The sequence below is a fragment of the Verrucomicrobium sp. BvORR034 genome, assembly GCF_000739635.1.
Taxonomy (GTDB): Bacteria; Verrucomicrobiota; Verrucomicrobiia; order Verrucomicrobiales; family Verrucomicrobiaceae; genus Verrucomicrobium.
On the sequence record NZ_BATQ01000001.1, the window covers coordinates 61,586 to 85,146 of the forward strand.

Sequence of the window (23,561 nt, forward strand, 5' to 3'; positions counted from 1 at the left end):
CTGGGGGCAGTAAAATGTGATCCCGGCCGCATGCCCGCCATGCGGTCGGGATCTCCTTTTTTTGACGCGGAAGCACCCACCTTCATCCCAATTTAGTTTCCATGATCCGCTCCTGGCATCGCTGGCTGTTCACCATCGCCGCCTTCCTGCTGCTGGTGGCCCTGGCCGCCAACATTCGCAGCGCCCGTCTCACCGAACAGAACATCACCAGCGTGCTTCACACGGATGAGGTCATGGCCCGATTCCTCCGTCTGCGTGCGCTGCTCAGTGAGACCGAATCCACCGCCCGGGGCTACGCACTGGCAGGCGACACCGTGAGTCTGGCCCTCATGGGGCAGAGTCGCGCCGACGCGCTGCTGGAGTTGAGGAGGATTCAGGAAATGACTCACGACAACCCTGTTCAGCAGGATCTGCTGCTCCGTGTGAGGGAGCTCGCCGAGTCCCGGTTCGCCGCGTTTGACCTGATGGTGACCCAACGGGGCAACGCGGTGGATCCGCGCACGATGATCCCGCTGGTGGACGAAGGCCGCGGCCTGAGCCGTGCCCTCCAGGCCCGCATGGATGAAGGCCTTGCGAGGGAACAACTGCTTTTTGACCGGCGCAACGCACGCACGTGGTGGCATCTGCATATGCTCCACCTCACGTCCATCGGGAGTGGGATCATGGCTATCATCACTGCCGCAGCAGGCCTGTTCCTCATGAAACGGGCCCAGAAGTCGGCACTGAAAGCAGCGGTGCTGGAGCTCGACAAGGCAAGGGTGGAACACATCGCGCAAAAGAAGAGCCGCTTCCTGGCCAACATCAGCCATGAGATCCGCAACCCACTGACATCTATCATTGGTCACGCCGAACTCCTGGCGAAGAGTCCCGACAGCAAGGCTGGACGGGAATCCCTGGTGGCCATTCAGGCGAGTGGCCGCTCGTTGCTGCGCCTGGTGAATGACCTGCTTGACCTCTCCCGCATGGAAGTAGGTCGCCTGAAGCTGGAACCTGGGCCGGTCAACGTGCGGGATGTGCTGCGTGAAGTGGCAGTGGTGCACGAGGGCGCGATTCGTGAAAAGGGCCTGGCCTTCATCTGCCGCACCTCACCCGAAGTCCCATCCCTGCTTGAACTCGATGCGGAACGCCTGAAACAGGTGCTGGGCAATCTGGTCTCCAACGCGTTGAAATTCACCACGGAAGGCAGCATTGCCCTGGAGGCCTTTGGCACGCGCGTGGCCGGCACCCATCCCAGGTTTGATCTTCAGTTCCGCGTGTCCGATACTGGCGTGGGCATCTCGGAAACAGATCAGAAGCGCATCTTCCGCGACTATGAACAAGTGGCGGAGAATACCGCTGGTCGTGGCACCGGTCTGGGTCTCAGCATCTCCCGCCAGCTCGTCCAGCTAATGGGCGGAACCATTGCATTGAAGAGTGAAACCGGCGAAGGCTCGTTCTTCACCATCAACCTCCCCGGCGTGCCCGTGGTGCCAGGGGGAGCAGTATCTGAAGGTGTTGAAGAAGATGTGAAGGCCGGGGCAGCAGCCGCGAGGTGAGGGGGGAGAGCCTACCGGTTTCGGTGAGTCCGCTGAAGCTCTTCCTCGAAGAGGATGCGGCGACAAGCCCAACGTTGGCGAGCTTCCAGCGAGTCTACGTTGGGTGCGTGGAAGAAGAAGCTCTACTCCGAAGGAGTTACGGCGGTCTGGATGGCTGTGGCGGCCACAAGGTGATCCCTCGTCCAACCCTGATCCCAGCGTACACCTTGGGCCTTCGTTCATCGGGTGAGCCACGCCGTTATATACAGGGAAATTTGTGCCTGCCAAGGAACCTGGGGGACTGACGTGGAGGTGTTGATGGCGGTGGGGAGAAAGCGGATTCTGTCGGCGTTCCCACCTGATCATCCTCCGCGGAGGTACCCAAGGTTGACTCGCTTAGGGCTCGTCCAACCTTGGGCTATGCTACAAATTCCTTACAGGGATTAGCTTCGGACTGAGCTAGAGCCGGTTCCTTGGCGGCCACCCCAAAAACGCGCGAGGTTGGTCCGTTCTCCTCACGTCGACAACTACGATCGGCGTTGTTTCTCATACCCAAATAGAACGTTTTGACGGCCAGCCAGTATCTAAGAGCGCGGGCCCGCTCCGCGGGGATCACCTGCCTCCATTTCCAGTCGCCCCAGCAGTTCCCCCTCTGCCACATCGCCTCCAACACCGGACGTAGTTGTTGACGTGAGGAGGCACTAACTGAAGCGTCTATGATGAGGATCTCGCGAATGAGGTCCGCGCCCCAGACCGCCGCAACTCCTTCGGAGTAGGCCCCAATCTCAGTCCACCCAACGTAGACTCGCTAGAAGCTCGTCAACGTTGGGCTTGTGGCCAGATCCTCTTCGAGGAAGAGCTTCGACTGAACCCGGGGTGATCCGGGCTCCTCCGCACTACCTCGAATACATGGTGCATTGCCCAAGCCTCACAAAGGATCCCTGTCCCAGAGGCGGCAGCACAGCCCCTGTCTACATCTTCCATATACTCCTAGAACTCTCTCCTCTCAATCCTCCTCACCCGCCTCCGCCTCCGCCTCCGCCTCCGCCTCCACGTTCCCGCCATCATCCAGATCCCGCAACCGCTGCCGTTCCTTCCGGCGGTCGGAGCGGTGCTCGATGGCACGGAGCTGTTTGGGCGTGAGCTCGTCCTTGCGGCGAATCCAGGGCGGTGGGCCAGAGTCGCCGGCCATGATGGAACCCAGAGGCTCAATCTCCGCCACCACATCCGCGAGCCCAAACTGCTCAATCTGCGCCTTCACCTGGGCCGCCGGCTTGTAGCCGAGCGGTGACTCGGACAAATCCGGTTTACCGTAGAACCAGCGGACCTCGATGCCGCGGGTGCTGTGCTCCAGCGCCTGCTGCACCCGTTTGGTATCAAGCTCGCCTTCATCGTTGCGATACTTCCGCATCATCGCGGTGCGTGACTGATTCCTCCCCGCACCATGCGGACAGAACGAAAGGTAGTCCTCGTTATCTCGCCCCAGCACCATGAGGATGGGGCTGGCCATGTTCAGTGGGATGAGCCCCAACAAGGGACGTCCTGCGTCATCTTTCCAGGCCGGGGTCGCCCCCTTGCCGTGGAGGAAGACATCACCGCGTTTCCAGACAAAGTTGTGCTCGTTGCCAAAGGCGGCCACGGCCACGCCACCCGTTCTTTCCAAGAACCGGGCGTGAATGCTCTCATGATTGGCCTTGGTCCAACGGGACACGTATTGCAGCGCCTCCCAATAGTCGCGCCCCTCCTGGGTGCCGTAGTCAAGCCACGCCGCCGGAGCGGGGATGTCGGCGGCATGACGCTTGACGTGAGCCAGCGCCGCCTTCTGCCCACGGGCATAAACCTTGGCCCCGAGCCCGCGGGAGCCGTGATGCGTTACAAGTACCAGACTTTCATCATGCCCTTCCAGCGCGGCTGCCAGTTCTTCATGGCCCGCTGTACGCAGTTGCTGGCGAACCTCATGGGAGATCCGGATCCTGCCCAGATAGGCAAAGTGGTTGCCATCGCCCTGGTCGGCCATGTGCTTGAGTGCGTCTTCCCGCAGGCCCTGGAGAAACGGATTCTGCCAGACATTCTCATGATTCACGGCGTGCGGCACATAGTTCTCCGGCCGTCGGCCCCCCATGCCAAAGCGGGTGGAAGCCATGAGGTCATCCAACATTTCCGTCACACCTTTTCCACATTGGAAGAACGTGGCGTGCATGGAGCAGCAAATGTCTGCGCTGTGGGCACTGGGGATGATGGCGTTCTGGACCGCCACGGCGCCTCCGACCGGAATGGTCGCGGGGACGGACCCGGCAGGACAAGCATCCGGCATGACCGCCCCGCGAGTCACCACCGGTGTTTGCAGCAGCTCGGTCATGTAGCGACGCACGGACTTGATGTTCCGCTCGTCCTCAGGGCAGGTGGCCTCGATGGCTTCTGCCAGGGGTGCGGCCGTCTCCCGCATGGTCAACTTGGGCGCAGTGGGAGGGAAGTCCCGACGCAACAGCTTCAGCAGATATGCCGGATCCGTGATGCCTTTGGCCTCATACTCGGCGGCTTTGACAAGGGCTTGTCCAATCTGCGGTCCGGGGGCCCATCCGGCCTCCAGAAAGTCTTCTCCATTTAACACTGACATTGAAGGAAACTGCCAGATGACGTGCGCCTTGTCGAGCGCCGTGGCATCAGGTGCCCTGACTCCCCAGTCAGGATGGTCACAATGTGAAATTGATGTTGCACTCTGTCCAGAATCCAACGCTGGAGTCGTATGGATATGCGACTCCCGCATGCCCGACCGCCCCGCGTTCCCACACAGCTTCTCCATCCGCCCGGTACGCCTCGAGGACGAGGCGGCGCTGGCGCAACTGCTGCTGACGTGTCGTGAAGACGCGTTTCACTGGCGGGCACCCGGCAGCTTCACGCTCGCGGACTTCGCGATAGAAACCGCAGGGGAGCGCATCTGGGTGGCGGAGGGGGACGACGGAACCGTCTGGGGGTTCATCTCCATCTGGGAGCCGGACAACTTCATCCACCACCTGTATGTGCACCCGGCCTGCCAGCGGAGTGGACTGGGAGAGGCGCTGATGCGCACCCTCTTCTCCTTCAAGGAAACAACGTGGACGTTGAAATGTGCGGCGGCCAATGGCCGCGCCCTCGCCTTCTACGAAAAGCACGGGTGGACCGTGGAGGGGCGCGGGGAGGATGTGGGCAGTGATTATTTCCTCATGCGATCTCCCGTCCCGGGACGGGAGGAGACGCCGGCCCCGGGGCCGGTGGCATGACGGGCCTCACTCGTGCCCGGGGCAATGCCAGTGGCGGCCGCGATGGTCGCACCAGTCGTGGCAGTGATGATGATGGTGACAGCCGCAGAAGCGGACGCCGCAGACGTGGCGCAGCTTCTGCATGAAGGTATCGCCCGGGGTGTTGGAGTTCACCGTGGAGGCTGCCATGGTGGCACCACAGGCAAACACAAGAACTGCAAGGGGGACAAACAGCATTTTCATGTTGGAGGCTTCTCGATGGAAGCAGCTGGAGGATTGAAGCAGTGCGGGTTTCAATAAACTATCCATGCCTCCGTCCGGCCGCCACCCGGCGGTCTCGTGAGGCAGGAGAAGAGCCAAAATCACCGACCGATCACGACATAGCCGACACCTGGAATGTAGATGGTGTGACCGCCATGGCCGTGTCCGTGGCCATGACCGCCGTGTCCGTGGCCATGACCGCCGTGTCCGTGGCCATGACCGCCGTGTCCGTGGCCATGGCCGCCGCCGTGGCCGTGGCCGCCGCCGTGGCCGTGGCCGTGGCCGCCGCCGTGTCCGTGACCGCCGCCGTGTCCGTGACCGCCGCCGTGTCCGTGACCGCCACCGTGTCCATGGCCGTGATCATGACCACCGGCAAAAGTCGCGGTGGGAGCAAAGGCAAGAGTGAGCGCGATAACGAGGGATGAGATGACGAGTTTCATTGGGTTTTTTGAGCCGCGCTGTTGCGTTGTGTTGTGCGTCGCGGTTCGTCAGATCAGACGAGGCTCATGAACCCTTATTCATCATTCCATGATCATTCTTAAAAATTGGCAGCCCCCTTCTTCGGGTCCTTCCGCCATGATCATTCCTGCAAACCGGTGGCGGCGAGAATGTCCTTCACGCAAAGTCCTTCAAGGTTCGAGTAGGCAACATCTGCCTGGCCCAGGCTCTCCAGCGGATGAGTGGTGGCCACCGCCACCACCTTCATGCCGGCCCGTTTGCCGGCTTCAATGCCGACATGCGCATCCTCAAACACCACACAGCGTGCCGGAGTGCGGGCGAGCTTTTCCGCCGCCTTCAAAAACACCTGGGGATCCGGTTTGCCGACAGTCACATCTTCCGCGCTGACAATGTGTTGAAAATAGCGATCCAACCCGGTCATGCCCATGATGGTCTCAATGTTCAGACGGGGCGTGGAGGACCCTACGGAGGTGGGGATGCCCAGAGAGAGCAACTCTTCCAGGAGCGTCACCACTCCAGGCAGCGGAACGATCCCATCCCGACGCAGAATATCGCGATACAGCTCTTCTTTGCGATCGCCCAGGCGGGCGATCTCTGCGTGATCTTCCGCCGCCACAAAGTCAAAGCACATGGGGATGATCTGCTGGTTGCGCATGCCAAAGGTGGCTTTGAAAAAGCCCTCTGGCATGGGACGGCCGAGCTCTTGAAACAGCAGCTGCCAGCTTTCCTCATGCTGCGCATGGGAGTCGATGATGACGCCGTCCCAGTCGAAGATGAAACCGGTGGTGGCGGAAAGGGAGATGTCGGGCATGGCACCAATGAAGGTGCCAAATGCCAAACTTCAAATCTCAATCTTCCCGCTTCAGTGACCCAGGCTGGAACGAAGTGTGTCAGCCTTTGACCCGCCGAGAGGCGAGGAGGCCGTGCCTTGGCGCAAAGACGAAGGCGAGGGCAAAAATCAGAGCCTGCACCAGCACCATGCAAGCACCAGGGGCGGCGTTCAGGAAGAAACTGATGTAAACCCCGGTCACACACGAAACGACCGAAGAGAGCGCCGCCACGACCAGCATGCGGTCAAAGCGATCCGTCAACAGATGGGCAATGCAGCCCGGTGTGATGAGCATGGCCACCACCAGCAGGATGCCCACGGCCTGTAGAGCCGCCACGATGGTACCCGCCAGCAGCGCGAGAAGCACATAGTAGAGAGCCTGCGTGTTCAGGCCAATGGTGCGCGCATGCGTGGGGTCGAAGCAGTACAAGAGCAGATCCTTTCGCAAAGTCAGGACTACGCCCAGCGTCAGCACAGCCGCCACCAGCGTCTGGATCTTGCTGCTGCGCTCAATGCCCAGGATGTTGCCAAAGAGGATGTGGTTCAGGTGCACGTCCGTCTGCACCTTCGTGAACATCACCAGTCCCAGGGCAAACAGTCCTGTGAAGATGATGCCCATCACCGTGTCTTCCTTGATACGGGTGTTGGCCTTCACCCAGCCGGTGGCGGTGGCGCAGAAGAGGCCGGTGACAAAGGCCCCCACGGCCAAGGGCAGGCCCAGCAGATAAGCACCCACCACACCAGGCAGCACTGCGTGGGAGATGGCATCTCCCATGAGGGACCAGCCCTTCAGCACGAGGTAGCAGGAAAGTACGGCACACACCGTGCCCACCAGGGCTCCGATGAGCATGGCATCCACCATGAAGGAGTAGCGGAAAGGTTCGAGCCAGTGCATGGGCAGGTCAGATTACGCAGAAATGGAGGACGAGGGCGGCTGCGACCCCTTGGCGGTAGAAGGTGCCAGGGCACCTGCGACGGCCCGGGCTTCCCGGCGACGGGTCCGTGCCGCGAGCAGCCCATGCTTGGGCGCCAGGACCAGGGCCAGAAGAAAGAGCACCGTCTGCAACACCACGATGCAGCCGCCGGTGGAGCCATCCAGGAAGTAGCTGGCATAGGCACCTGCAATACCGCAGAAAAGACCCATGCCAGTGGCCAGGAGAATCATGCGGCCGAACCGGTCTGTCAGCAGATACGCCGTGGCCCCAGGGGTGACCAGCATGGCCACCACGAGCACGGCGCCGACCGTCTGCATGGCTGCGACCGCCGTGGCGGAAAGGAGCGCCAGCAGGAGAAAATGGAGGAAAGTGGTGTTCATCCCCAGACTGCGGGCGTGGCTGGCATCAAAGCAATAGACGAGCAGGTCCCGCCACTTCACCAACAGCACCCCCAGCGAAAGTCCGGCGATGCAGATCACCTGGATGATGTCCTGGTCTGAAATACCCAAGATGTTGCCAAAAATGATGGTGCGCAGATTGATCGAGCTGGGAAACACCGAAAGCAGCAGCACCCCCAGCGCAAACCAGGTAGTGAACACGACGCCGATCACGGCGTCCTCCCGCAATCGGGAGCGGTGCTTCACCCAGCCCATGCCCACAGCCGCCAGCAGACCCGCCACAAACGCCCCCAACGAAAAGGGCAGGCCCAAAATGGAAGCCACGGCCACTCCGGGCACGATGGCATGCGAGAGCGCATCGCCCATGAGCGACCAGCCCTTCAGCGTGATGAAGCACGAGAGGAAGGCGCACACCGCCCCGATGAGCCCACTCAGAAGAATGGCCTTCACCATGTACTCGTACTGAAACGGAACGAGCAGGCTCTCCATCATTTCCGCGAATCCTCCACCAGCGGACCGGTTTTAGTGCCCACGCCGCTGCGTTTGGGGGCACCGTCCTGACCGAGGAGCAGGGGCCGTTCGTCATCCGAAAGCAAGAGAACCTCGTTCCGCGCAGAACCAGGCAGGTCCGTATGGTCAAACTTGAAGTGCCGCAACACGCCGCCGAAGGCCTTGGCCAGATTTTCCTCTGTGAAGATCTGCGCCGTAGGACCGGACGCCAGCACCGTGCGGTTCACGAGCACCACGCGATCACAGAACTCCGGCACGCTGCCGAGGTTGTGGGTGGAAACCAGGATGATGTGCCCGTCTTCCCGAAGTTCCTCCAGAAGATCGATAATGGCCGTCTCCGTCTTCACATCCACGCCGGTGAAAGGCTCGTCCAGGAGCATGATCCGGCCGCGCTGCGCCAGGGCCCGGGCCAGAAAGACACGCTTCTTCTGCCCGCCGGAGAGCTCGCCGATCTGGCGGTCCTTGTATTCCGACATGCCTACGCGTTCCAGACTCTCCCGCACGATGCGCCGATCTTCCTCCCGCGGGATGCGCAGGAAGTTCATGGAGCCGTACCGGCCCATCATGACCACGTCCCACACGCTCACGGGGAAGGTCCAATCCACCTCCTCACTCTGGGGCACGTAGGCCACCAGATTGCGCTTCTGGGCCTCCTTTACCGGCCGGCCCCCGATGCGCACCGTTCCTTTGGCAGGCTTCAGGAAACCCATGATGACCTTGAAGAGGGTGCTCTTCCCGCTGCCATTCACGCCCACCAGGGCGCAGACGGTGCCAGAGTGCAGGCTGAAGGTGGTGTCCCGCAGGGCCACATTGCCGTTGGTGTAGGCCACCGTGACATCGGTGACCTCAATCGAAAGCGGCGTGGAGGCGTCGGACATTGGGCGTTCTGGGGAGGGGACACCCCGCCGGAGCGACTGCGGTTCACCGCGCTCACCGTCCGGCAAAGCCTTGTACAATAGTGTCGGCATTGGTTTGGAGCAATTGAAGATATGTTGGGGCGGGGCCGTCATCGTTGGTCAGCGAGTCCACATAGAGAACGCCGCCGTATTTCGCCCCCGTTTCCTTCGCCACCTGGAGCATCGCCTTGTCACTGATGGTGCTCTCGGAGAAGACCACCGGGATCTTGTTGGAACGGACGCTGTCCACCACCTTCTGCACCTGCTGGGGTGTGCCTTCCTGATCCGCATTGATGGGCCAGAGGTACAGCTCTTTGAGTTCGTAGTTCCGGGTGAGATAGGAGAAGGCACCCTCGCAGCTCACCAGCCAGCGCTGGCCAGCGGGGATGGCCGCCAGCTTCTTTCGCACTGGCTCATCCACGGCCTTGATCTTGGCCGTGTAGGCAGCAGCGTTGGTGTTGTAGGTGGCCTCATTGGCAGGGTCCAGCTTGACCAGTGCCTTGCGAATGTTCTCCACATAGATCACGGCGTTGGCCGGCGACATCCAGGAGTGCGGGTTGGGCTTGCCGGAATACGGTCCTTCGCCAATCCCGACGGGCTCAATCCCGTCAGTCAACACCGCACTCGGCACACCCTTCACTTCCTGGAAAAACTTCTCGAACCAGCGTTCCAGGCCCATGCCGTTCCAGAGTACCAGGTCCACATGCTGTGCCTTCACCAGGTCCAGCGGTGTGGGCTCATAGTCGTGAATCTCGGCACCCGGCTTTGTGATGGATTCCACAATCGCAGCCTCACCGGCCACGTTCTGCGCCATGTCCTGAATGATGGTGAACGTGGTCAGGATGCGCTTGGTCCCAGATTTCCCGGAACCTCCGCCAGATGATGGCGGCCCGCAGGCGGTGATGCCGACGGCGGCAAATGCCGAGAGGGTCAAGGTGGTGATAAAGCGGCGTCGATAAGTCATGTCAGAGTTTTGGGGGTGCGGGTTGGAAAGAAAGGAGGATGCCAGTTGAATCGAAAAGTGGGCCGGGATTGCGAGGCTAGAACCTCATGGAAATGCCGAGGAAAGGGTTCAGATCATCTGCCGCGTCGGTCACCCCCACATTCACCCCTGCATCGAGTCGCACGTTTTCTGTGAGCGCATAGGTGAAGCCCACGTCCACCGTGCCGATCCATTCGCTGGTGTTTTCCGTCGGGATCTCGGAGAAAAACTCCACGTACATCCCCAGCTGCTCCGTCAGGTCATGACCAACCGTGATGGAATTCACCACATGAACCGAGTGACCGCTGCCGTCCTCATCATTCACAACGTCCAGCTCCGTCATCAGCCCAAGCGCCCAACCTTCCGCCAGCTCGATGGCGAGCGGGACGATGATGCCGGCCTCGGCATCCGGTACGCCGTAGTCACCGCTGGCGGTGGGGAGGGTGACAAAGGGCATGATCGCCAGCGCGGTGCGGCCGCCGTCGTTGCCCCAGACATTGAACTTCGTCCGCAGGGTCAGGTCACCGAAGCCTTCGTCCGTGCTCCGAACCTTGCCAGCGCGGGTGCGCTCGTAGTGATAGCTCTCCACCACCACCTGGAAGTCGATGGAGTTCGTGAGGCCGAGTTTGAGGTTCATGTTGGCCACGTCCAGGGCATCGTAGGTCACGCCGTGCTCCCGATCCCGGGTCCAGGTGATCAGGTCAGCCTCAATCTGAAAATGCCCGGCATCCACCGTGTAGGCACTCTCCGTCTTGTCCGGACGGTCCGTGCTCATCTCCCGCAGGGGTTTGGTCTGGCCGTTCGTGGCGAGGGCAAATGCGGGAACGGAGGGAACACCCCCCAACACGGTTGAAGCCGTGAAACTGGTGAACAGGAGAGCAGGGAGAAGAGCGGGTGGATTGAGTTTCATGAGTCGAGTTGCGCACACAGAAGGCTTTGCCTTGTCTATAAATCTTAGCCTGGACTAACTTCACCGGGAGCAACTTCACGTCAACAAGGAATTTTAGGTCAGGCTAAAATTGCTTCCTTGGGCTACAGCCTTTTCGGTTTCCCAGAATCCACTTCACTGCTAGGTTTCCGAGACCATGTCAGACCCCCGCCCCGTCCGATCTTCCAATGGTCAGTCCCGAGCTATCGAAGACTATCTGGAGCAGATCCATAACCTCATCGAAAGCAAGGGCTACGCCCGGGTGGTGGACATTGCCCAGAACCTGGGGATCTCCCAGGCCAGTGTGACGAACATGATCCAGAAGCTGGATGCGGAGGGCTACCTCGTCTATGAGCGCTACCGCGGCGTCACACTCACAGCCGAGGGCCGTCGGGTCGGCCAGGCCATCGCCAAGCGCCACGACGTGCTCACCCGCCTCCTCGCCGGCTTTGGCCTGGATGCGGAAACGGTGCATCGCGACGTGGAAGGCATGGAGCACCACATCAGCAAGAGCACGCTCAAGGTTCTGACGCTCATTCTGGAGGAACTGGAAGGGAATACGGAGCTGATGAGGCGGCTCAAGGAGAAGATGGAGTAGGGGCGGCGGAGGGTCCGTTTCTCTGTGCTACATGGCTCTTATGACCGGGCGGGACCAGTTGACTTTCCCGGCGCCACGGACATTCTTGCGGGGAATCCTCCACTCTCGCATGAAAAAACCCATTGTGGCTTTTCTTCTGAGCTTCTTCATTCCTGGAGCCGGCCTGGCCTACCTGGGAAACTGGAAGGGCGCCTTCATCAACTTCGGCATCGCCCTGCTGATCGGGATTGTTTGCGCCTTCCTGCTGCCGGATGAATTTTTTGCCCACTACGGTCGATACATCGGATTCGGCATTGCAGGCGGCTCCGGCGCGTTTGCGCGGCAGAAGGCGATCGAGTTCAATCAGACGGCCGGGGTTGTGACAGGCCGGGGCTAGAGCGCCGGACAAGCAGGGTGCAGTTTCATTATTTCACGGAACCTTCAGCTTTGAAGCATTCCTGCATGAAGCAGCTTGCGATATCGGAGGCCATCAGAATGGCCTTCCATGGAGCAACAGACACCCCCTGGATGCGTCCCGACGCGTCGGGATGGAGTGCGGCGAGAATCGCCGCTTTGGCTGTGCCTTGTGCCGGGCTAGAACCCTTCGCCACCCAACGAAGTCCCCGGCTTCCTTCGCTCCACCCAATCGGCCATTCTACCGGCACAGAACTCCCAAAAGCGGCGCTTCACGCACGCACTCCATAGTCCCGCATGCGGGACCCGTTGGACGTCACCGCCAGTTTATCGGCCAACCGGCTTCAAAACCACTTCTCCACGAGGCAGATCCACCCGAGTTCGTCCATCCACACCCTCTGCTGAAACTTCTCCATACAGCGCTGCGTTCCTCTGCACTCACCTCACCGATCCCTGCCATGCACCGCCTGCTTCCCGCGCTTCTCACCGGTTTGACCCTGCTCACTACCGTGTTCCCCGCACCAGCCGCCCAGCCCCTGGCCCAGGACTACACCCTCGTCTTCCGCAACCCCAACCCCGAATTCTATGTGGAAGGCCCCGGACTGACCCGGCTGGAGGATGGTACCCTTGTCGCGATCGTGCCCGTGGTGCCGCGCATGCAATGGAGTGAGGAAAGACGGGCGACCCAGAGCGTGGTGCACATCCTACGCAGCCAGGACGGGGGCAAGAGCTGGCAGGAGAGTTCCACGCTGCCCTATTATTCAGCCGCCCCCTTTGTTCACCAGGGCTCACTCTTCCTCTTTGCCAACAAGGGCGGCACGAAGTCCCGCAACGATGACCTGCTGCTGCTCAGGAGCCAGGACGGAGGCAAGACCTGGTCGGAACCCGTCACACTTTTCAAAGGCCACTACTGGAACTGCCACACGGGCATGGTGCAGCATCCTGACAAAATCTACTGGGCAGTCGATGATCTGAGCCTTGGCAAGAACCGCGGACCGCGCCTGGTGGCAGGGGATCTGTCCAACGATCCCATGAACCCCTCGGCCTGGCGCATCTCCGAGCCGGTGGCCTTCCCGGGCATCCCGGACATGATGTCCCTCCCGGAGATGGCGAATCTTGGCAATCAATACCTCGAACCCAATGTGATTGAAGTGGCCGGAAAACTGCGGGTGATGTGCGCGGTCAAGTTCCGGCGTCAGGCAGTCACGGGCATCAGCGGGATGCTGGAGGCCACGGACACACCGGAGGGACTGGGTCTGAAGTTTGGGATGTATCACGCCATGCCGGGTGGGCAGCTCAAGTTCTGCATCATCCGGGATGACGTGTCCAAGATGTTCTGGGCCACCGCCAATCTCCCGGTGGACAGCCTGGGCGTCTTCGACTGGTGGAAGGGGTTCAAGGAAAAAGGTGGCAAGCTGGTGGCCGAGCAGGCTCCGGGCGGCAACGACCGCCGCTTCCTCATGCTGCAGTACAGCATGGATGGCCTGAACTGGTTTCCTGCTGGCTGTATCGCCCAGGCCCCGAGGGTGACCCAGTCCTTCATGTATGCCCGGCCTGTGGTGGATGGAGAAGATCTGGCGATCATCGCGCGCTCCAACATCAACGGCCCCAATCATCATGATGCGGATTGCGCCACGTTCCACCGGGTGAAGAACTTCCGCAGCCTCGCACTGGATCTGGTGCCGGTGCCGGAGTAGCATTCCGGATCGCAACCACAGACATTAGGACACCCTCATGAGTTGGATCCCCATTGTTCTTGGCCCTGGAGAAGGGGAAAAGCTGCTGTTCAAAACAGGTCTGATGACATTCAAAGCCTCGTCTGCGATGACGGGTGACCAGTTCATGATTGCGGAGACCGAGCTTCCACCCGGCGTCAGCGTACCACCGCATTCGCACCCTGAGGCAGAAGTGTTCTACATCCTTCGCGGGGTGTTTGAATTTCTGGTGGGAGATATGGAACAACCACATGTTTGCACTGAGGGAGCCATTGTTTGCGTCCCACCCTATGTGATGCACTCTTTTCAGAATTGTCTCGATTCCAGCGGCAAGATTCTTGGAATGATGCTCCCTGGCGGCGGATCTGGTCTTGAGGGTTTCTTCCGCCAGATTGGCGTGCCAGTCAGGCCCGGGGATGAGCAGCCGAACATGAATCAACCTGCGGATCAACTCTTGCAGGACATCGCCCAAAGGCGCCTGTCGATCTCATGACCATCAGAGCTGGCACGATGAAACGACTGCTTTTTATCTGTTCCCAGAACAAGCTGCGCAGCCCCACGGGCGAGGCGGTCTTTGCAAACTCTCCTGGTGTCGAGACAGATTCGGCAGGCCTCAATCACGATGCGGAAGTGCCCCTCTCAGAGGAACAGCTGGAGTGGGCTGACGTGGTGCTGGTCATGGAGACCACTCATCGGAAGCGCCTGAACGAGCGTTTTGCTCATGCCCTTCGCGGCAAACAAGTGGTGGTGCTCAACATTCCTGATCGTTACGAGTTCATGGATCCTGACCTGGTAGAACTCTTAAAGGCAAGGTGCGCCCCGTATTTGCCGGGGTGAGAAAGTATCGGGCGGAGCGGTTCCGCATAGGACTAATCGATGCCCCTACATCTCAAACTAGACCTCCAAGCAGATGATGGATCCTGTGGCGCTGGTTGTGATCTTGGCAGTAGCCGCCGCATGGTGGGGTCTCCAGGTCTTGACCTGGATGCTGATCTTGCCAAGAGGAGGCGATTCTTCCCGAGTTCGAAGGCTTTTGCTGGTATTCGGCATCGCCGCACCCGTGTTCTTGCTTCTTGTGCTGGGAGCTGGGGACGTTCTTGGAGGACGGAAGATTGGAACCGAAACGTTGGTCATGCCGGCTGTTGCCTGTCTGGTAGTTTTCATATCCTGGCTGGGGCTCATCACTGCATCCAGGATCAAGCAATCTCACCGGTGACCCATCCCCTTCGCCATGGTCCACATCGTTCCAGTTGTAGAAACGCCACGGATAAAAGAGGGGGAGAAGGCCCCTTGGCCAGTGAGCGAGGTTCCGGGCTTGCAGTGGGCAACGCTTGAACCTTCAAACCTCGCATGTCTGGGAACTTTCATGCTGCAGCTCTGCTATGGGTTGGAGGTGCGCGGCGTGGATGAAGCCATCGAAGTCATTCGTGAATCCGATGAGCTCGGGGCGTACGGAGGTTTCCAGTTCACTCAGCAGGAGACGGTGATCAGCCCCTCGTGTTGCAGTGGTCTGGAGTATTGCCATGAGTGGCTCACGTTTTTGCATACCGGAGCTTCGCCCTGGATGGGGCATGAGCCTTTTGGCTGGGCTGAAAAGGTTGGCAACGAGGTCATCATCTGGAGCGACGGAAGCAGCACGTCACCCCGTCAGAAGCTGGGCCCTTCTATTGCGGCTCCCATCTCCGAGTTCGAGCTGGCATTGGCTTCCGCCGAACGGCTTCTGCAGGACTTTCTTAATAGCGTGCCAGGCTGGCTCTCTGCCGTAGGGCGAGCAGACGCCGCAGACATTGTCCCCAAGATCCTCGATCGTTTCTGCATGGATCCTGCGATTGCGGAAGCGCTGCGGCGCGATGTAGAATTGGATCGGGACCCATCTCTGGAAATGACTTTGGAAGAACTGCGGCGAAGTCTCGGGCGTTAGAAAAGTGGAGCACACCTCCCAGCCATCCAGCCACCCCTCCCGACCCCTTGACATTCAGCCCCCGGAGCCTGTATGCTCCGCCTTCAACCGTCATGACTTACACCGAACTCCACCGCCTCTACCACCAGCCGTTCTTTGACCTGCTCAAGCAGGCGCGTGCCGTTCATGAGGAGCACTGGCCGGAGCGTGAGGTGCAGCTTTGCACGCTGTTGAGCATCAAGACCGGCGGTTGCAGCGAAGACTGCGGCTACTGCGCCCAGAGCTCCCGCTACTCCACCGGGCTGCAGCGGGAGAACCTGCTGAGCAAGGAAACGGTCATGGAGCGCGCTCAGGCGGCCAAGGCCAACGGCTCCACCCGCTTCTGCATGGGTGCCGCCTGGAAGGGCGTCCGCATGGGGACCCAGAAGTTCGATCAGGTGCTCGATATCGTGCGGGACGTCAGCACACTGGGCATGGAAGTCTGCGTGACTCTCGGCGAACTGGGCCAGGACGAAGCTGTCGCGCTCAAGGACGCGGGGGTGACCGCCTACAACCACAATCTCGACACCTCCCGCGATCACTACAAAAACATCGTCACCACCCACACCTACGACGACCGTCTGCGGACCATCCGTCATGCCCAGGAAGCGGGCATGAGCGTCTGCTGCGGCGGCATCCTTGGTCTGGGCGAGTCCATTGATGACCGCCTGAAGATGCTGGAGACCCTCAGCAACTTCAACCCGCCGCCGGAAAGCGTGCCGATCAACAGCCTCATGCCGATCAAAGGTACGCCGATGGAGAACAATGAGCCGGTGGACGTGTTCTCCCTGGTACGCATGATTGCCGTCACCCGCATTGCCATCCCGAATGCCAAGGTGCGCCTCAGCGCCGGCCGCTATTCCCTCAGCAAAGAAGCCCAGGCGATGTGCTACTTCGCCGGAGCCAACTCCATCTTCTACGGAGACAAGCTGCTCACGACCGTGAACCCCCGGGCGAACGAAGATCTGAAGCTGCTCCAGGAACTGGGGCTGGTCGCTCAGGCTCCCAACCCGAGCATGACTTCCCCGGAAGTGGACCTCGACCGTCCGCTTTCCCCGTGCTGCCCCTCGGATGAGTGCCACGAACACGAGCCAGAACTCGTGGCCACTGGTTGTTCCAGCGGCGGCTGTGGGTGCTAGTTCCTTGAAACGCACAGTCAATCCTGTAGGCGGCTCTCCGGAGCCGCCTTTTTTTGGCCCTCATCGTCGGGCATTAGGTTTTCTTGTCAAAATGTCATGTTCTCTTGACGCCTCTTTATGTCAGGATAACATGACACCGAGTAAAGTAGACTTGACTATGAAAATGGAACTCACCGATATCCAGAAACCTCACCGTCAGTATGTGATCCGCACCGCGCTCTTCATGAGTGGCTATGTGGCTGTCAACGCAGCCGCAATTGCCGGGGCTTTTGATGATGTGAAAGGGAAGGGGGCCTGGGCCTTGGGGCTCGTCGTGTCTGCGCCTATTATTGGCCAACTCTGGGCTCTGCTCGCTTACATGCGGGATGCCGATGAGTACGTGCGGAGCGTGATGGCCCGGACCTTCATCATCGCCAGCGGACTCGCGATGGCGCTGTTCTGCACTTGGGGTTTTCTGGAGACCTATGCCAGTGCCCGCCATGCGCCAGCTTGGCTCATCGTACCCACCTTCTATGCAGCGTTTGGGCTGGTGACGCTTTTCACACGCAACTCCCGCTGACAGCCACCTATGAAGAACCGACTCAAAGTGCTGCGTGCAGAGCACAACCTGACGCAGGATGAGCTGGGGAAGATGCTGGGCGTTTCCCGCCAGGCAGTGAATGCCCTGGAGACGGAGAAGCACTCACCATCTCTCGATCTCGCCTACCGGATTGCGACCGTCTTCAAGCAGCCCGTGGAACAGATCTTCCAAAACCCGCATACCGTTGCGGAAGCGGAGGTTTGAAGTGACCGGGCAGGGGACATCTGACCTTCACAACTGACGCTTATGTTATTGTAGATCAGTTGGAAAATCCCTATGATCGGGCAGGCTTGGCCAGCAGTTTAACCCGATTCCCCGGAGAAGAAGATGGCTCTCCTACCTGACCGGCTTTCTCAAACCCTCCGTCGCTGCGAAGGCTACGGTGAGCTGGGCATGTGGCACCAGGCTTGGGAGGAGTTGGAGGACTTGCCAGATCAGGACCGCACCCGGCTGCCCGCCTTGATCTGGCGGGTGCGCACCCTGGTAGGCATGGGATTCCACCGCAACGCGGTCTCTCTGGGAGGCAGTCTGGTGAGGACGTTTCCTGCCAGCGTAGGGGTCAAGGGGGTCATGTGCGAGGCGCTGATCGCGCTGGCCAGATCAGAGACCCAGACGGGCGACCCGCAAGTGGCCAGAGAATGCCTCGCCCAATGCCTCGAAATCGACCCGGACCGCCGGCAGGGGATCTTGAGCATGCCGGAGTTCCGGCACTTTGCCTCGGCGCTTCTGGGCGACTGATGAACTCCGCCTCCGTCTGGCGGCTTTACACATCAATCTGTTGAACAAGGATCATCCCGTCACCACGGGTTTAAGGAAAGAACACAACGGGCATCCGCCTGAAACTTCAGGCAGGCTCCTCTGCATCTTTGACGGCAGTCAGGCCGCAATCCCCATGAAACAAGGCTTTCAAGCCATCACGAATCTGACAACGTGCGTGGAACACGCTGCATGAAGCATTCATCCACGATGTCGGATATTAGGAAATAATCTGTCGGCCGGCTCCATCCTCCCCGGAAAGACCAAGGGCCGGATTGTTGGAAACAACCCGGCCCTTGGTGGAGTATAGGAAACTATCTTTCCCCGCCTTAGAACATGCCCAGCACCTTGGCCACGACGACGTCGGGGTAGGGGAGCTGGAGCTTCTCGATTGGCGGGCTGTAGAAGGCCGGAGCGTCCAGGGAACCGATGCGCTGCACCGGGGCATCGAGGTCATCGAAGCAATGCAGGGAGATGCTGGCGGCAATCTGGGAGCTCACGGCGCAGAAGGGCTTGTTCTCATCCACACACACGGCGCGATGCGTTTTCCGCACGGATTCGAAGATGGTTTCTTCGTCGAGCGGGCGGATCGTACGAAGATCGACCACTTCGCAGCTGATGCCGTGCTCTTCTTCCAGGATGCGGGCAGCCTCAAGGCAGGTGTTCACCGCCCGGCCATGGGAGATAAGGGAGACATCTGTACCTTCACGTTTCACGTCTGCCACGCCGAGTGGGATGAAGAGCTCGCCATCAGGCAGTTCGGAATTTTCCGGCACCTCCCATTCCTGGCCGTAGAGCACGGTGCTCTCCATGAACATCACGGGATCATTGTCCCGGATGGCCGCCTTCATGAGGCCCTTGGCGTCATAGGCGTTGGAGGGGCACACGCACTTCATGCCCGGGAAGGAGGCCATGATGTTTTCCGGCGTGTGGGAGTGGGTGGCTCCCACGTTGGTGCCGCCGTTGGCAGGACCGCGAAGAACGATGGGGCAGTTGATCAAACCGCCGGACATATAGCGGACCATGCCGGCGTTGTTGATGATCTGGTCCCAAGCGACGGTATAGAAGCTCCAGAACATGAGCTCCATCACGGGACGAATGCCGAGCATGGAAGCTCCCACGCCCATGCCGATGAAACCGGCTTCGCTGATGGGAGTATCGATGATGCGCTTGTCACCCCATTTAGCCCAAAGGCCTTCGGTGACTTTGTAGGCTCCATTGTACTGGGCGACTTCCTCGCCCATGAGAACGACCATCGGGTCGCGGGCGAGTTCTTCGTCGAAAGCTTCGCGAAGCGCGTGGCGGTAAGAAAGACGACGCATGTCTTAGAAAGAGAAAAGGGTGGGAGAGAAGGGTTGCCGTCCGTGGATCAGGATCAGTCGTTGAAGAAGTGACGGCCGGTCTGGCCAGCTTCCGTCTGGTTGTCCACTTCCCAGTACACGTCGTCGAAGATTTCGGACGGATCCGGATAGGGGCTGCTGTCGGCGAAGTCAGCGGCGGCCTCGGCTTCTTTAAAAGCGGCCTGATCAATTTCCTTGGCTTGAGCCTCCGTCAAGACACCCTCGCGAACGAGGTGGCCCCGCCAGATGTTGATCGGGTCATGTTCCTTCTCGTAGCGCTCGATCTCTTCCTTGGTCCGGTACTTCTTATGGTTGGCGTCCGCCACGGAGTGACCGGTGTAGCGATAGGTTGCGACCTCAAGAAGGGTGGGCTTGCTCTGCTTGTGCGCGCGCTCGATGGCGGTCTGCACTTTGGCGCGAACTTCGTAGATGTCCTCGCCGTTGAACTGTTCCCAAGCCATGTCGTAAGCGACGGCGCGCTCAGCCAGGCAGGAAGGATAGGCGCTGGAGCGCTTCTGGCTGGTGCCCATCGAGTAACCGTTGTTCTCGATGATGAAGATCACGGGCAGCTCAAAGAGGGCAGCCAAGTTGAGGGATTCGTGGAAGGCACCCTGGTTCACCGCGCCGTCACCGAGGAAGGCCATCGCACAGCCGGTCAAACCTTTGTACTTCAGGCCAAAGGCGAGACCTGTACCAAGAGGGGTCTGGCCACCGACAATGCCGTGACCACCCCAGTAATTCTTGTCGGGGGCGAAGTAGTGCATCGAGCCGCCCTTGCCTTTGGAGCAACCGGTCTTCTTGCCGTAGAGTTCGGCCATGCACTCATTCATGCCCATGCCAACCGCGAGAGCGTGACCGTGATCACGATAGGCGGTGATCATGTGGTCGTTCTCTCCCATGAGGGAGGCACAACCGGCAGCCACAGACTCCTGACCGATGTACAGGTGGAGGAAACCACCCATCTTGCCCGCGTTGTAAAACTTCAGGGCAATTTGCTCGAAACGTCGGATGCGGCAGATGTCAGTGTAAAGCTTGATCTTCTGCTCCGCCGTCATCGAGGCGTTGATCGGAGCATCCGCGTATTTGAGAGGGGCTGTAGCGGTCTTTGCCATGGTAGGTAAGAGGGAGCGCGAAGTGTACCGAGAAAGGGGGGCAAGGCAAGCCCCGCTTCTCGGAGTCAAAAAAGACACACGAGGGTTTGGGTGCGAGGAGTTAGAAGTTGGGGATGAGGGACTCAGGAGAGGGGAGAACTGGCCAACCACCCCGCTTCTGACAAACGTCGGTCGAGGACCCGTTGCACCAACAAAACCGAGTTCGAATGGGGAAGTGGTCTCTCAGAATTCCCAACGCAAAGGAGAGTTGAGCGAACCCTCGAATATCACGCAGCGACCAAACAAGTGCCGACCAGTTTTCACGAGGTATGACGCATCGAGCTGGGAATTAAAGAAGTAGTCACAGGTGCCAACCTGTTCACTCATATGTCTCCTAATTCCCTCCGACTGCCGTTCTAAACAACCCAAGGCAGGCTGAGTCACAGTCCATCCGTTGTCCTGTGTTGACAATGGCTGTAGAGAATCTTCGCTCCAACGGCTTGGTACACAACAGTCCCACAGTCGCGAGGTCAGACCGCGAAGCGGTCACCACCCCGGGATAGCGATGGAACTCCAAGGGAGTTTTACCGACCGTTCAGAACACCCGGAGACGACTGTCCTGCATGCGGCGGACACCTCAGAGATGCGGTCGCGGGGTCAGACCGCGAAGCGGTCGGTTATCCCGCAAAGACGTTGAAACTCCAACGGAGCTCAATAAACCGTCCCATGCACGCTAAGACAACAACCCCGAATCTTCTCAGAGAATGACACCACGTTGAATGGATCTGCTGCCGGTCCACCCCCTGTGCTGGGAAGGGGGATGAGAGGCTTGGGGGGGAACCAGGCTGCCACCACCTCACAGGACGTTTTCATCCGTCAGCAACACCTCTTCTCCGTTAGCATTCATCAGAGACCTCATTACCTCCGCCCGAAATTGTTCCACGTGGAACAATCTCACCCCCTTCAGCCGCGCTGGAACCCCACCAAAAGCCATTCCCTTTATATAATAGGGGGGCATGCTATCTTTAGGGCTACCCATGAGCCTCTACACCTTTCCCAAAGTCTATGATGTCATTGTCTGCGGAGCCGGCCACGCCGGAGTCGAGGCTGCAATGGCGGCCGCACGATTGGGATGTGAGACCGCCATCCTCACCCAGAACCTGGACACCATCACTCAGATGTCCTGCAACCCCGCTATCGGGGGATTGGCCAAGGGGCACTTGGTTCGGGAGATCGATGCCCTGGGTGGGGTGATGGGCTCGAACACGGATGCCACCGGAATCCAGTTCCGGATGCTCAACGCCACCAAGGGTCCTAGTGTGCAGGCCCCTCGCGCACAGTGCGACAAGAAGGCCTACCAGTTCCGCATGAAGTGGTTGGTTGAGAACCAGCCCCATTTGGACCTGCACCAAGGGAACGCAGCCGAGATCCTGGTGGAGAATGACCAAGTCACCGGAGTCCGCACCAGCCTGGGACTGATCTATCGGGCGAAGTCCATCGTCATCAGTTCCGGCACCTTCATGCGAGGGCTTCTCCATGTGGGTCTGCAGAACCAGGCGGGAGGGCGTATGGGGGACGGGCTTTCCACCCTTAGTGACAGCCTCCGGCACCTGGGCTTCGAAGTGCAGCGTTTCAAAACGGGCACTCCCTGCCGTATCAACGGCAGAAGCATCGACTACTCCCAGTGCGAGGTGCAGCCGGGTGACAGCCCACCACCACGGTTCAGCTACCTTAGCGGGGTACTTCCAGACGATTCCGAGCTCTTCACCCTCAACAAATGGAGCCCAGAATTGTTCCACGTGGAACAATCTCCGTGCTGGATCACCTACACCAACCCCCGGACACACGACGTTATCCGGGCCAACCTCGACAAGTCTCCCATGTATTGCGGGGTGATTGAGGGGATCGGACCCCGGTATTGTCCCTCCATCGAAGACAAGGTGGTTCGCTTTGCCGAAAAGGAACGGCACCAGATCTTTCTAGAGCCAGAGGGGAGGCACACCCGCGAGTACTACGTGAACGGGGTCTCCACTAGTCTCCCTTTCGAGGTTCAATACGAGTTCATCCGCAGTATCAAGGGGCTGGAGAACGCCGAGATCATCCGCCCTGGGTACGCAGTGGAGTATGACTACTGCCCACCCACCCAGCTCCAGTCCACCCTGGAAACCAAGCGGGTCTCCGGCCTCTACTTCGCAGGACAGATCAACGGTACATCAGGCTATGAAGAAGCTGCCGGCCAAGGGCTTTGGGCAGGTACCAACGCCGCCCTCAAGGTGAAAGGGGAGGCCCCCTTCACTTTGAAACGGTCCGAAGCCTACATGGCCGTGATGGTGGACGACCTCATCACCAAGGGCACGACCGAGCCCTATCGTCTCTTCACGAGCCGAGCAGAGTACCGTCTGCTCCTCCGGCAGGACAACGCCGACCTCCGCCTGACGCCTAAAGCCGCTGAGCGGGGGATGGTCGATGCCTTCAGAAAAGCCCATACCGAATCCAAGATCGAGCAACTCGCCGAGCTGAAAAAGGTCGTGGCGAGCACCACCTACGAGAACACACGTCTCGCCCAATGGATCAAGCGACCCGAAAACGCTTTCGCCAGACTGCCTTCCGAACTACGCGGGACTTGGTCCAATGAGCTCTGGATGGTGGCCGAGAACGATCTGAAGTACGCTGGCTACATCACCCGGCAGGAAGACATGGTCGACAAGACCTCCCGGATGGAGGACAAAACCATCCCAGACTGGGTGGATTACTCCGCCATGAAGGGTCTAAAAAAGGAAGCCATGCTCAAGCTGCAGTCCATTCGCCCGGCCACTTTTGGACAAGCCGCCCGAATCCAAGGCGTCACACCTGCCGACTTGGCAGTCGTTTCAGTGGTGCTGAAGAAGGGTGGAGTGGAAGAAGCGAAGGCGGAGTAGGGGACGAAAGAGGGTGCGGAATGCTCGATGAGATTCCTCACCGGAGGTCCATCCTCCTCTCAGCCTTGGGCGCTGCCCAAGGGACGGATGGATCATAGGACATTGAGGCCACCAGGTTCGGCCTTCAATCTCTCAGATGCC

The 23,561-nt window shown here is 59.8% G+C and carries 24 protein-coding genes; 14 read left to right on the forward strand and 10 right to left on the reverse strand.

The features are described from left to right. Positions 1–101 precede the first annotated feature (101 nt). Positions 102–1,535, forward strand: a complete 1,434-nt coding sequence (locus BV034_RS00210; RefSeq protein ID WP_050022908.1) for an ATP-binding protein — start codon at positions 102–104, stop codon at positions 1,533–1,535. A gap of 985 nt (positions 1,536–2,520) precedes the next feature. Here BV034_RS00210 and BV034_RS00215 read toward each other — a convergent pair. Beyond that, positions 2,521–4,131, reverse strand: coding sequence for an RtcB family protein (locus tag BV034_RS00215; protein ID WP_050022910.1), 1,611 nt, complete (start codon positions 4,129–4,131; stop codon positions 2,521–2,523). Positions 4,132–4,279: 148 nt separating this feature from the next. Between BV034_RS00215 and BV034_RS00220 the strand changes: the two genes are divergently transcribed. Continuing rightward, positions 4,280–4,774, forward strand: a complete 495-nt coding sequence (locus BV034_RS00220) for an N-acetyltransferase (RefSeq protein WP_050022912.1) — start codon at positions 4,280–4,282, stop codon at positions 4,772–4,774. A 6-nt stretch (positions 4,775–4,780) separates the two neighbouring features. On the opposite strand, the gene BV034_RS35515 is transcribed toward BV034_RS00220, so the two are convergent. Then, positions 4,781–4,996 (reverse strand): hypothetical protein, encoded by a 216-nt coding sequence (locus BV034_RS35515; RefSeq protein ID WP_265592474.1) that lies wholly within the window; start codon positions 4,994–4,996, stop codon positions 4,781–4,783. 173 nt (positions 4,997–5,169) lie between these two features. Between BV034_RS35515 and BV034_RS35520 the strand changes: the two genes are divergently transcribed. Then, entirely contained in the window at positions 5,170–5,439 is a 270-nt protein-coding gene (locus BV034_RS35520) for a hypothetical protein (RefSeq protein WP_050022915.1), read from the forward strand. A 155-nt stretch (positions 5,440–5,594) separates the two neighbouring features. Here BV034_RS35520 and BV034_RS00235 read toward each other — a convergent pair whose 3' ends face one another. From BV034_RS00235 to BV034_RS00260, 6 genes are all read right to left on the reverse strand, one after another. Continuing rightward, positions 5,595–6,284 (reverse strand): HAD family phosphatase, encoded by a 690-nt coding sequence (locus BV034_RS00235; RefSeq protein WP_050023010.1) that lies wholly within the window; start codon positions 6,282–6,284, stop codon positions 5,595–5,597. Between the two features lie 79 nt (positions 6,285–6,363). Continuing rightward, positions 6,364–7,197 (reverse strand): metal ABC transporter permease, encoded by an 834-nt coding sequence (locus BV034_RS00240; protein ID WP_050022916.1) that lies wholly within the window; start codon positions 7,195–7,197, stop codon positions 6,364–6,366. 12 nt (positions 7,198–7,209) lie between these two features. Beyond that, positions 7,210–8,127 carry a metal ABC transporter permease gene (locus tag BV034_RS00245; RefSeq protein ID WP_050022917.1) on the reverse strand — a complete coding sequence of 306 codons (918 nt, stop codon included), beginning with the start codon at positions 8,125–8,127 and terminating at the stop codon, positions 7,210–7,212. Continuing rightward, positions 8,124–9,023, reverse strand: coding sequence for a manganese/iron ABC transporter ATP-binding protein (locus BV034_RS00250; protein WP_050022918.1), 900 nt, complete (start codon positions 9,021–9,023; stop codon positions 8,124–8,126). Before BV034_RS00250 ends, BV034_RS00245 begins: the two co-directional genes overlap by 4 nt. A 52-nt stretch (positions 9,024–9,075) precedes the next feature. Further along, positions 9,076–10,005, reverse strand: coding sequence for a metal ABC transporter substrate-binding protein (locus BV034_RS00255; protein WP_050022920.1), 930 nt, complete (start codon positions 10,003–10,005; stop codon positions 9,076–9,078). Between the two features lie 76 nt (positions 10,006–10,081). Beyond that, positions 10,082–10,933, reverse strand: coding sequence for a transporter (locus BV034_RS00260; protein WP_050022922.1), 852 nt, complete (start codon positions 10,931–10,933; stop codon positions 10,082–10,084). A gap of 175 nt (positions 10,934–11,108) precedes the next feature. Here BV034_RS00260 and mntR point away from each other — a divergent pair, with 175 nt between their 5' ends. From mntR to BV034_RS00315, 10 genes are all read left to right on the forward strand, one after another. Beyond that, on the forward strand, positions 11,109–11,549 hold the full coding sequence (gene mntR, locus BV034_RS00265) for a transcriptional regulator MntR (protein WP_009966139.1): 441 nt from the start codon (positions 11,109–11,111) through the stop codon (positions 11,547–11,549). 109 nt (positions 11,550–11,658) lie between these two features. Next, entirely contained in the window at positions 11,659–11,925 is a 267-nt protein-coding gene (locus BV034_RS00270; RefSeq protein ID WP_050022931.1) for a hypothetical protein, read from the forward strand. Positions 11,926–12,400: 475 nt separating this feature from the next. Further along, the gene (locus BV034_RS00275; RefSeq protein ID WP_050022933.1) at positions 12,401–13,639 is read left to right on the forward strand and encodes a sialidase family protein; all 1,239 of its coding nucleotides are present in this window, start codon (positions 12,401–12,403) and stop codon (positions 13,637–13,639) included. Between the two features lie 37 nt (positions 13,640–13,676). After that, a complete protein-coding gene (locus tag BV034_RS00280; RefSeq protein ID WP_050022938.1) occupies positions 13,677–14,150 on the forward strand; it encodes a cupin domain-containing protein in 474 nt (157 codons plus the stop codon). A 17-nt stretch (positions 14,151–14,167) separates the two neighbouring features. Continuing rightward, a complete protein-coding gene (locus tag BV034_RS00285; protein WP_050023011.1) occupies positions 14,168–14,494 on the forward strand; it encodes a low molecular weight protein tyrosine phosphatase family protein in 327 nt (108 codons plus the stop codon). Between the two features lie 529 nt (positions 14,495–15,023). Beyond that, entirely contained in the window at positions 15,024–15,578 is a 555-nt protein-coding gene (locus BV034_RS00295) for a hypothetical protein (protein WP_050022944.1), read from the forward strand. A 92-nt stretch (positions 15,579–15,670) separates the two neighbouring features. Further along, positions 15,671–16,735, forward strand: a complete 1,065-nt coding sequence (gene bioB / locus BV034_RS00300) for a biotin synthase BioB (protein ID WP_050022946.1) — start codon at positions 15,671–15,673, stop codon at positions 16,733–16,735. A 163-nt stretch (positions 16,736–16,898) separates the two neighbouring features. Then, positions 16,899–17,294 (forward strand): hypothetical protein, encoded by a 396-nt coding sequence (locus BV034_RS00305; RefSeq protein ID WP_265592475.1) that lies wholly within the window; start codon positions 16,899–16,901, stop codon positions 17,292–17,294. Positions 17,295–17,303: 9 nt separating this feature from the next. Further along, complete coding sequence (locus tag BV034_RS00310; RefSeq protein WP_050022951.1) at positions 17,304–17,519, forward strand: helix-turn-helix transcriptional regulator; 216 nt, start codon at positions 17,304–17,306, stop codon at positions 17,517–17,519. Positions 17,520–17,642: 123 nt separating this feature from the next. After that, complete coding sequence (locus tag BV034_RS00315) at positions 17,643–18,053, forward strand: tetratricopeptide repeat protein (RefSeq protein ID WP_050022955.1); 411 nt, start codon at positions 17,643–17,645, stop codon at positions 18,051–18,053. Positions 18,054–18,400: 347 nt separating this feature from the next. Here BV034_RS00315 and BV034_RS00320 read toward each other — a convergent pair whose 3' ends face one another. Together BV034_RS00320 and pdhA are read right to left on the reverse strand one after the other, a co-directional pair. Continuing rightward, positions 18,401–19,393 carry an alpha-ketoacid dehydrogenase subunit beta gene (locus tag BV034_RS00320; protein ID WP_050022957.1) on the reverse strand — a complete coding sequence of 331 codons (993 nt, stop codon included), beginning with the start codon at positions 19,391–19,393 and terminating at the stop codon, positions 18,401–18,403. A 53-nt stretch (positions 19,394–19,446) separates the two neighbouring features. Next, positions 19,447–20,523, reverse strand: coding sequence for a pyruvate dehydrogenase (acetyl-transferring) E1 component subunit alpha (gene pdhA / locus BV034_RS00325; RefSeq protein WP_050022958.1), 1,077 nt, complete (start codon positions 20,521–20,523; stop codon positions 19,447–19,449). A gap of 1,016 nt (positions 20,524–21,539) precedes the next feature. Between pdhA and mnmG the strand changes: the two genes are divergently transcribed. After that, positions 21,540–23,420 (forward strand): tRNA uridine-5-carboxymethylaminomethyl(34) synthesis enzyme MnmG, encoded by a 1,881-nt coding sequence (mnmG, locus tag BV034_RS00335; protein ID WP_050022961.1) that lies wholly within the window; start codon positions 21,540–21,542, stop codon positions 23,418–23,420. Positions 23,421–23,561: the final 141 nt, after the last annotated feature.